Raw genomic sequence first — 9620 nt, 5'->3', positions numbered from 1 at the left:
TCTTCCCCATAGAACAGAAGACCTCAAATGGGAGTCCAAAGGCATCTTTGTTTATTGTTATATAAAGGGGACCACATCCTGTCTGCATCTTTATAGTTATTCCTGTAATTATTTCAGGTCGTTCCCTTGGAACAATCCGAACTCCCAACGTCTCGACTGACCCTTCGACATGCTCAGGGTGTCCAGTTTTGCGAGCATGGTGAGCCTGTCGAACCATCGACGAAGTCTCTGAACTCTTAACTTCACTATCAACCATCGACTTTCGGCTCTCGCCCCCCGATTCTCCATTACCCTTTGTGAGAACTTGTTGCTCCCTGCTTCCATCCCTATATATTGTTACACCTTTACATCCCAATTTATATGCCATCATATAGACCTTCTTTACATCCTGAGGAGTAGCATCATGAGGGAAGTTTACTGTCTTAGAGACTGCGTTATCGGTATATCTCTGAAATGCTGCCTGCATCCTGATATGCCATTCAGGAGTAACATCGTGTGCTGTTACGAATCTTTTCTGAATATGTACTGGCACCTCTTTTATTTCTGCGGCTGAACCCTTTTCTGAGATCGCCTCCATCAAAGCCTCGCTGTAAAACCCTTCTTCATTTGCAACCCTCTCAAACCTCTCATTTACCTCTATAAGTTTATTCCCATCGAGGACATTCTTGGTGAATGATATGGCAAAGATTGGTTCTATACCGCTTGAGCAATTTGCAATGATGCTGAGTGTCCCTGTAGGTGCAATAGTAGTAATAGTAGCGTTTCTCTGTAAAATTCCAGCCTTCTCGTATATGCCTCCCTTATAGTTCGGAAACACCCCCCTATCTTCTGCAAGTCTGGCAGATGCCTTCTTGCCTTCCTGATGTATGAATTCCATTATCTTTTCTGCAAGGGCTATTGCATCTTCAGAGTTATATGGTATGCCAAGATCAATCAGCATATCTGCCCATCCCATAATTCCGAGTCCTATCTTCCTGTTTCCTTTTGTCATCTCCTCTATTTTCTGTATGGGGTACCTGTTGATATCTATCACATTGTCAAGAAAATGAACAGCTTTCCAAACGGTGTCTTTAAGTTTTTCCCAGTCCACCTCATATCCCTGCGAAAGCAGGGACTGAACTCTGAACGTCTCGACTGAGCTCGACGAAGTCTCCGAACTCCGAACTGGTTTTACCATCTTCGCAAGATTTATTGATCCAAGATTACATGATTCATAAGGTAAAAGTGGCTGTTCCCCACAGGGATTTGTGCTTTCTATCTCTCCAATATGGGGGGTAGGGTTATCTCTGTTTATCCTATCGAGAAATATTATGCCAGGGTCTCCATTCTTCCATGCATGAGTTACTATAAGTTCAAAGACTTCGACTGCCCTGAGTGTGTTTGTCACTTTCTCCGAGTGTGGGTTGATTAGATTATAAGTCTCATCTTTCATCATAGCCTGCATGAACTCCTCTGTTAATGCAACGGAGATATTAAAATTATTAAGACAGGAATCATCACCTTTGCATGTAATAAATTCGAGTATATCTGGATGATCCACCCTGAGTATCCCCATATTTGCTCCCCTTCTTGTGCCACCCTGTTTAATAGCCTCTGTTGCAGAGTCAAATACCGTCATAAAGGAGACAGGACCGCTTGAAATACCTTTTGTTGTCTTGACCACATCGTTCTTCGGTCTTATCCTCGAGAACGAAAAACCCGTTCCACCACCACTCTTATGTATAAGTGCGGTATTCTTTATTGCCTCAAAGATACTCTCTATGGAATCATCCACCGGGAGGACAAAACAGGCTGAGAGCTGTCCCAGTTCTCTTCCGGCATTCATCATAGTAGGGCTATTTGGTAAAAACTCAAGTTCAGTCGTCATTCTGTAAAACTCCTCAGCAGTATTATTGACTTCCACCAGCGATTTACCGTAAAGTTCGTCTGCTGAGGCAACAGTTAATGCTACCCTTCTGAACATCTCCTCTGGTGTCTCAACTACATTACCCTCTTCGTCCCTTTTAAGATACCTCTTTTTGAGAACCTTTATCGCATTCGGTGAAAAGGTTAAACCATTTAAATCCGAACTCTGAACCCCGAACTCCGAACTCTTTGTTATTGTCTCCATGTCTGTCCTCCCTACAGGTCGTAGACCTTATAATAGTAGATTTGCATATATAGTATATATAGTATACACAGAATTATATAACCACAATATATTGTGTTTGTCAAGTGTTTTTTGGAGTCCTTTTTGTCTTTCTTCTATCGAGTATAGCGGCAAGAATTGGTAAAAGAATTGAACCACCTGGGAGAAGGAATACAAACAGGGCAGGAACCATCTTTGATATCTCCTTGAGATGATTACTTCCTTTATTTCATCTCGGCTCCATCTTCCACGGTTATTTCTGACCTTCATAAGGAGACGCATGAGGCCTTTTACCTCAAGAACCTCCTTTAAGATGCGCTCCCTGTATCCTTTAATCAGTTCCTTGATCGATGGAATCTTCATCATTTTTTGTATCTTTAACTCTCCGAACTCTGAACTATGGACTCATAACTCTTTTAACGGGCATCCTTCACAGCGAGGGATTCTTCTGCAGTATTCCTTCCCCACCCTTACAATCAGGGCGTGATACTCATTGAAAAGTGAGGCATCCCTTGGTAATGAACTGTGGAAGATTCCCTGTATATCATCATAATCATATTCTTCTGGTATTATACCGTGCCTTGTGAGTATCCTCTTTGTGTATGCATCCACTACAAATACAGGATAGCCACATGCATAAAGCAGTATAGAATCAGCGGTCTCAGAACCTATCCCTTTCACAGATAAAAGTCTTTCCCTGAGGTCGTCAGGGGAATCCGAAATCATCCTTCCAATGTCAGCATGGTAATCGTTATAAAACATGTCTATGAATGATTTAAGTCGCTTACTCTTGATATTAAAATAGCCGGATGGCTTGATAAGATGTGCAAGCCTCTTTTCTGAGATGTGGTAAAGCCGAACAGGATCAAGGAGTTTCTCTCTTTTGAGGTTATTAATAGCCTTTACCACATTGCCCCATGCGGTATTTTGTGTTAGTATTGCTCCGATAGCTACCTCAAATGGGATATCACCTGGCCACCAGTGCTGGGGACCAAAACGGGAAAAGAGTTTTTTATAAATAGTCATTAATTTCTGATGCACACCCCTATCTTTTCTACGAGTCATCGACCTTACTCCTCACTCCTTAATCTATTTACCAATATGTGTGACTGTCTTATAACCTCAGGTAGCCTGTATCCCTTGGATAAGGCAAGCACTATCCTTACCGACTCCCTTATATCCATTTTATGCCCTGGAGAAACAAATACAGGTCTGACATGGTCCTTTGTCCTGAGGACTGCACCTACTTCAATACCCTTATATATCAATGGCGAGAAACTCCCCTGTCGGGGTGAGGGGTCTTTATATTCTCCGATAAGACGATTCTTTGCACATCCTATACTCGGTATATCAAGCATAAGGCCAAGGTGAGTGGCAAGACCTAAACCTGCGGGGTGTGCGATGCCCTGTCCATCAAATATAGCAAGTTCTGGCATTCTCGTGAGTCCCTTAAAGGCATCTATTAGAACCGGTCCTTCCCTGAAGCTCAATAAACCAGGTATATAGGGAAACCTTGTCTTTCCTGAGATAACACTCTCTTCAATGATACTGAGTGAGGGATAGGAAAAAAGGATAACTCCTGCATAGATATTATCATCCTTCTTTGAAGAAGAAACATCTGCACCCGCAACCAATCTTAAATTCTCCAGTGTTACCTCGCTTATTTCGGTTCTAACCTTTTCCCTGAGGGTGTTCTGTATAGCAATAGCATCTTCAATAGTCTCAGGCCATTTGTGAAATCTCTTTATTCGCATTAATGCAAAATCATATACCTTTTCATGCAGTTATTCAAGTATCTCAGTTGTTGTTTCAAATCCTGTCAAACTCTACCTACAAAGCTAAAGCCTGCCCGACGGTTCACTATCTGTCACCCTTAGTGTAACGAAGGGTCTCAATCCTTCGCAATGCTCAGGACATGCTTTTGGCTCAGGAGAACTTCAAATTGCACAATATCTTGTGCAGAAATCCAAAATCTTGTGCAAAACCTTAAGGTATTCTCCTATCTTCCTATCATTATCGTATCGGACTATCCTTTTAAAACCTCTTTAAAAACAAATAGTTATCCAACAAGGTAGACAATCCCATCCTCTTGGCATCTTTCTTGCCTGCTTTTAAAGATAAAATACTGGAGCTAAATTAAATGCGGTATAATTACATAAAGGTTTCTCTGTTGCTGATAGTTTTTATTTTAATTTTAGCATCTACATCGGAGGCGGAGGATGTGTGTGCCTATGAATGTGGTAATGTGCCGATTACGGACTGCACTTTGGTAACAATAGGCTGCACAGATTTTAAGATTTTGAAGGGATAGGTAGTGCGCCCTGGTGGTGTCCTGTTGTCCCATGCACCCCATTAACAGCAAAGATTCATGATATGAGTCAGGGAGCTTGGCCTTGGCGTTTTAAGCAATTAGACGAGGCTTTTTGGGAAGATGACACAAGGAAAACTATAGGACAGAGAGGTTGTGCCTTAACATCAGTTGCGATGCTCCTTAGTGGATATGGGGCCAAGACACCTGAAGGAGAAGATGTAAATCCTGAGAATTTGAATACATGGTTAAATGATAATAAAGGATTTACGGATGATGGTGATATAAGTTGGGATGCTATAGATAAGTATACAACCAAGTTACGATTTACCAAATTTATTGGAACTTATAAATATAATTTTAAAGAGGATAAACCATTGTCGCTTTCGGTCCTTGATAATTATTTAGATAAATGTATCCCCGTAATTGTTCTTGTGGCGCGTATAAATGAAGAAGGGAAGAGGAGTGGGCATTGGGTTCTGGTTACAGAGAGGCAAGCTGACAGATATATAATTAAAGACCCTGCTAAATCTGGTCCTTATGTAACAACAACCCTATCAGATTATGGAAACAAGATATATGCGATAAGGATATATAAGGAGAGAAAATGAGAAGGATTGTATCTATTTTATTCTTTATCTTTATAGTTTTTGGTCTCTATGAGGGTGAGAATGTCTATGGGGTGGAGCCCTGTGGTAGTATGCAGATAAATACAGGTGGTCATGTCCATTTCATTATTACAGACCCACAGGGCAGGAGAACAGGTTATGATCCCATCTTAGATCGGGGTTTTGATGAGGATCCAAAGGCAGCTTACAGTGATATAAGTCATGGCGATGATGAGACTGGTAAACCTCCTGAAAAGACAAGTATTGAGTTTGGTATCAATCCAGGCTACGCTCTGGATGGCATCTATAAAGTTCAGGTTATAGGGATGAAGTTGGGAATTTATCGTCTTACTGTATTTTTTAGCCAGTGTGACCCACAGACCGATACTCTTAAAAGGGAAAGAATAAGGTTGAAAGGCGTTTCTGATTATGGTAGCAGCTCAAACCTTGAGCTAACATTTAATAAAACCCCTGGACAGCCACTTGGGGTTATTAGAACTGCTACGATAAACAGCACAAAGATAGATGTTGAGACATCATATAAGGTTGGATGGATAACGAACAAAGGAATAATGCAGAGCCTTCTTGCAAAGCTTGATGCAGCAGAGAGTGCACTAAACAGAGGAGAGAAGAAGACCGCATCGAATCAACTTAATGCCTTTATAAATGAGGTAAAGGTACAGACTACCGTTCATATAAAGCCAGAGTGTGCAGAGATGCTCATAGAGGATGCGGAATACATCCTTGGGCACCTATAAATTCTCTCTCAGGCCAGTCCTCCGAAAAATCCACATAAACAGAAATCTCAAAAATTAAATTTTTTGGACTCAAAGAGATAGGTTTATTTTAGGTTTATTTTAATTTATTGACAACATAGTGGTTAATAGGATAAATTGTTTATAAATTTGGCAGGACGGATATATATATTCATTGCTACTGGGGGATATGCAGGTTACTCCCCTATTGCCCCAGGAACGGTAGGGAGTCTTGTTGGGGTAGTCCTTTACTGGGTGATTAAGGATGAATCTCCTGCAGTCTATCTCTCCATAGCATTGTCACTTTTTTTTGCTGGCATTTATGTCTCAAATAAGGCAGAGAAACTGTTAGGGATAAGAGATAGCCCTAAGATAGTTATTGATGAAGTTGTCGGTTATCTTTACTCGATGTTTCTTCTTCCTGCAGAATTTAAATATATCGCGGGTGGATTCATCATATTCAGATTGATAGATATACTTAAACCTTATCCCATAAGGTTGATAGAGCGAAAATTTAGTGGTGGTTTTGGAATTATGGTGGATGACTTTCTGGCAGCGGTATATACTAATCTGATATTGCAGATTGCAAGAATTGTTCAAGGGTACTGAATGGATTTAATCCGCTCATTTATCGCCATAGAGATACCACAGGATGTAAAGGATACTATCGTCGAGATTCAAAAAAACCTCAGAAAAATAGGTGCAAATATCAGATGGGTAAAGACAGATGGGATTCATCTAACGCTTAAATTTCTTGGTGATATAAAAGAAACAGATATATCAAAAATAGAGGCGAGGTTAAAAAATGTATGTAATGGTTTTTTACCATTTATCCTGAAGGTGAAAGATATGGGTGTATTCCCTGATATAAAGAGACCAAGAATCATATGGATAGGAATAGAGGATGCCTCAGGTACTCTTCAACAGCTGCAGGGAAAGATCGATTTTGTAATAAAAGATTTCTGCTCAAAAAAGGAGAAGAGAGAGAGATTTACACCGCATCTTACCATTGGACGGATAAAGTTGCCTTATCGAGATGCGGGTTTATTGAGTGAGGCAATGGATGAGTTTGAAAAGTCAGAGGTAGGTACCTTTGAGGCAAAAGAGGTCAGCCTGATAAAAAGCGACCTTAAGCCCGAAGGTGCCATGTATACGACATTAGCAAGGATATCAATTGGACATCATGGTTCATAGTTGTAAGGTAAACGGTTAACGATAGGAGGAGAGTCATGGTAGAGAAAGACAGTAGACTTAAGGCATTGGAATTGGCAGTAACACAGATAGAGAGGCAATTTGGTAAGGGTGCAATTATGAGGCTCGGTTCAGATGAGGTTCTCTCAGATGTTCCAGCGATACCCACTGGTTCTATAGGACTTGATCTTGCCCTTGGTGTCGGTGGTCTTCCAAGAGGTAGGGTGATAGAGATATTTGGTCCAGAGGCATCTGGAAAGACCACACTTGCACTACATACGATTGCCGAGGCTCAAAGGGCAGGAGGTATCGCTGCATTCATAGATGCAGAGCACGCACTCGATATATCTTATGCAAGAAAACTTGGTGTCAGAACTGATGACCTTTTAATATCACAACCTGATACCGGAGAGCAGGCACTTGAGGTAACGGATGCCCTTGTCAGAAGTGGGGCAGTTGATGTTGTGGTGATAGATTCTGTTGCAGCACTGGTGCCAAAGGCAGAACTCGAAGGTGATATGGGGGATTCTCTACCAGGACTTCAGGCAAGGCTTATGTCACAGGCGCTGAGAAAACTTACAGCCACAATCTCCAAATCACAGACTACTGTGATATTCGTAAACCAGATGAGAATGAAGATTGGTGTCATATTTGGTAGTCCAGAGACAACCACAGGTGGCACTGCTCTTAAATTCTACTCTTCGGTCAGACTTGATATAAGAAGAATTGATTCGATAAAAGATGGGCAGGATGTTATTGGGAGCAGGGTAAAGGTTAAGGTTGTGAAAAACAAGGTAGCACCACCATTTAAACACGCAGAATTTGATATAATGTTTAATGAAGGAATCTCCAGGATTGGTGAGATGGTAGATATAGGTGTAGAGAAGGGTATTATTGAAAAGAGTGGTGCATGGTATTCTTATAGTGGCAATCGTATCGGTCAGGGCAGGGAAAATGCAAAGGAATTTTTAAAGAACAATCCTCAAGTAGTATCAGAAATAGAAACTAAGATACGCTCCACCTCTGCCCATGGCACCAGAGTGGATAAGGCATGAAGATAGAAGAGTTACTTGCAGAGGCATTGAGACAAAAGGCATCAGACATCCATTTAAAGGTAGAGAATAGCCCTATATTAAGGATTAATGGTCGCCTTAAACCTCTAACAGGATTTGGAAAATGCTCTATTGATGAACTGGCATCCCTTGCTGATAGCATAATGGGTGACATTCATAAACAGAGATTGAAGGAAAAACATGAAATAGATCTTGCCTACAGTGTCTCGGGGCTTGGAAGGTTCAGGGTAAACATATTTCAACAAAGAGGCACCATCAGTATAGTGCTGAGAACCATACCTGTAGATGTTCCGACAATCCAGCAGTCAAACCTGCCTCAGGTTATAGAAAAACTTGCAATGGAGACAAGAGGGCTTATTCTTGTAACAGGGACAACAGGCAGTGGAAAATCCACCACGCTCGCAGCCATGATCGATTATATCAATACAAACAGAGAAGACCACATAATAACTATAGAAGACCCTATAGAATTCCTTCACAGAGATAAGAAGAGTATCGTTAATCAGAGAGAGGTTGGACCTGATACAGGGTCCTTCAGTGTTGCATTGAGGTCTGCACTCAGACAGGATCCTGATGTAATCCTTGTTGGTGAGATGAGAGATTTTGAGACGATACAGACTGCACTCGTAGCTGCTGAGACAGGGCATCTGGTTTTAAGTACACTTCATACAACCGATGCAACAGAGACTATAAACAGGATAATTGCGGTATTCCCTCCATTCCAGCAAAAACAGGTAAGAATTCAGCTTGCATCTGTGCTTAAAGGTGTAATCTCTATGAGACTCGTTTCACAGGCTGACGGTAAAGGAAGAATCCCCGCAGTAGAGGTTCTTGTCGTTACATCTACAGCGAAGGAGTATATTATTGACCCCGACAAGACAAAACTGATACATGATGTAATTGCGGCAGGCACATCACAATACGGGATGCAGACATTCGATCAGGCACTTCTTAAACTTTATCAGGATAATCTTATCACATACGAAGAGGCCCTCAGACAGAGCACAAATCCGGACGACTTTGCCCTCAGGGCGAAAGGTATAATATCAACAGCCGATGCTACATGGGAGGTCTGATGAAATAAAAAATACAGGCGCAGAGAAGGCAATGGCTGTGGCACTTCGGTTATTATCCTACAGGGATAGAAGCAGGAAAGAACTTTTCTCAAGGCTCACGAAGAAGGGATTTCCTGATGATGTAGTAGAGACTATAATGGCAAGACTACAGGAACTTGGGCTCATCAATGATGAAAACCTTGCAAGAAGTATGGTATCATTATGTCAGAGAAGACTTGCAGGGAAAGAATGTATCTGGACAGAACTGATAAAAAGGGGAATAGATAGAGAACTGGGAATGGAGGTTATAAGGGAATTTTACCGTGAGGATGTCGAAGAGGAAAATGCAATGACCCTTGCCCAGAAGCGAATGCGAATACTTACAAATACTCCCCCCGACATAACCAAAAGGAGGGTTGCAGATTATCTGAGGAGAAGAGGATACTCTTTCGATATTATACACAGGACTTTAAATAAGTTATTTACATGAGGAGGAATGGCT

The 9620-nt window shown here is 41.4% G+C and carries 11 protein-coding genes; 8 read left to right on the top strand and 3 right to left on the bottom strand.

The features are described 5' to 3' along the window. From AB1488_11025 to nfi, 3 genes are all read right to left on the bottom strand, one after another. Positions 1–2110 (bottom strand): vitamin B12-dependent ribonucleotide reductase (locus tag AB1488_11025; protein ID MEW6410621.1); only part of this gene is annotated, 2110 nt, incomplete at its 3' end. A 423-nt stretch (positions 2111–2533) separates the two neighbouring features. Continuing rightward, positions 2534–3193, bottom strand: a complete 660-nt coding sequence (locus AB1488_11020) for an endonuclease III domain-containing protein (GenBank protein MEW6410620.1) — start codon at positions 3191–3193, stop codon at positions 2534–2536. 5 nt (positions 3194–3198) lie between these two features. Next, a complete protein-coding gene (gene nfi, locus AB1488_11015; protein MEW6410619.1) occupies positions 3199–3882 on the bottom strand; it encodes a deoxyribonuclease V in 684 nt (227 codons plus the stop codon). Between the two features lie 386 nt (positions 3883–4268). Between nfi and AB1488_11010 the strand changes: the two genes are divergently transcribed. From AB1488_11010 to AB1488_10975, 8 genes are all read left to right on the top strand, one after another. Then, a complete protein-coding gene (locus AB1488_11010) occupies positions 4269–4439 on the top strand; it encodes a hypothetical protein (GenBank protein MEW6410618.1) in 171 nt (56 codons plus the stop codon). A gap of 62 nt (positions 4440–4501) precedes the next feature. Further along, positions 4502–5047 (top strand): C39 family peptidase, encoded by a 546-nt coding sequence (locus tag AB1488_11005; GenBank protein MEW6410617.1) that lies wholly within the window; start codon positions 4502–4504, stop codon positions 5045–5047. Further along, a complete protein-coding gene (locus AB1488_11000; protein MEW6410616.1) occupies positions 5044–5802 on the top strand; it encodes a hypothetical protein in 759 nt (252 codons plus the stop codon). Before AB1488_11005 ends, AB1488_11000 begins: the two co-directional genes overlap by 4 nt. A 147-nt stretch (positions 5803–5949) precedes the next feature. Beyond that, positions 5950–6408, top strand: coding sequence for a phosphatidylglycerophosphatase A (locus AB1488_10995; protein ID MEW6410615.1), 459 nt, complete (start codon positions 5950–5952; stop codon positions 6406–6408). After that, positions 6409–6993 (top strand): RNA 2',3'-cyclic phosphodiesterase, encoded by a 585-nt coding sequence (gene thpR, locus AB1488_10990; protein ID MEW6410614.1) that lies wholly within the window; start codon positions 6409–6411, stop codon positions 6991–6993. It begins immediately after the preceding gene. 35 nt (positions 6994–7028) lie between these two features. Beyond that, the gene (gene recA / locus AB1488_10985) at positions 7029–8045 is read left to right on the top strand and encodes a recombinase RecA (GenBank protein MEW6410613.1); all 1017 of its coding nucleotides are present in this window, start codon (positions 7029–7031) and stop codon (positions 8043–8045) included. After that, the gene (locus AB1488_10980; protein ID MEW6410612.1) at positions 8042–9139 is read left to right on the top strand and encodes a type IV pilus twitching motility protein PilT; all 1098 of its coding nucleotides are present in this window, start codon (positions 8042–8044) and stop codon (positions 9137–9139) included. The genes recA and AB1488_10980 overlap by 4 nt, the downstream gene beginning before the upstream one ends. Then, the gene (locus tag AB1488_10975; protein MEW6410611.1) at positions 9120–9608 is read left to right on the top strand and encodes a regulatory protein RecX; all 489 of its coding nucleotides are present in this window, start codon (positions 9120–9122) and stop codon (positions 9606–9608) included. The genes AB1488_10980 and AB1488_10975 overlap by 20 nt, the downstream gene beginning before the upstream one ends. Positions 9609–9620 lie beyond the last annotated feature (12 nt).

The organism is Nitrospirota bacterium (assembly GCA_040756155.1).
Lineage (GTDB): Bacteria > Nitrospirota > Thermodesulfovibrionia > JACRGW01 > JBFLZU01 > JBFLZU01.
This window is presented reverse-complemented; position numbering and strand designations above follow the sequence as displayed.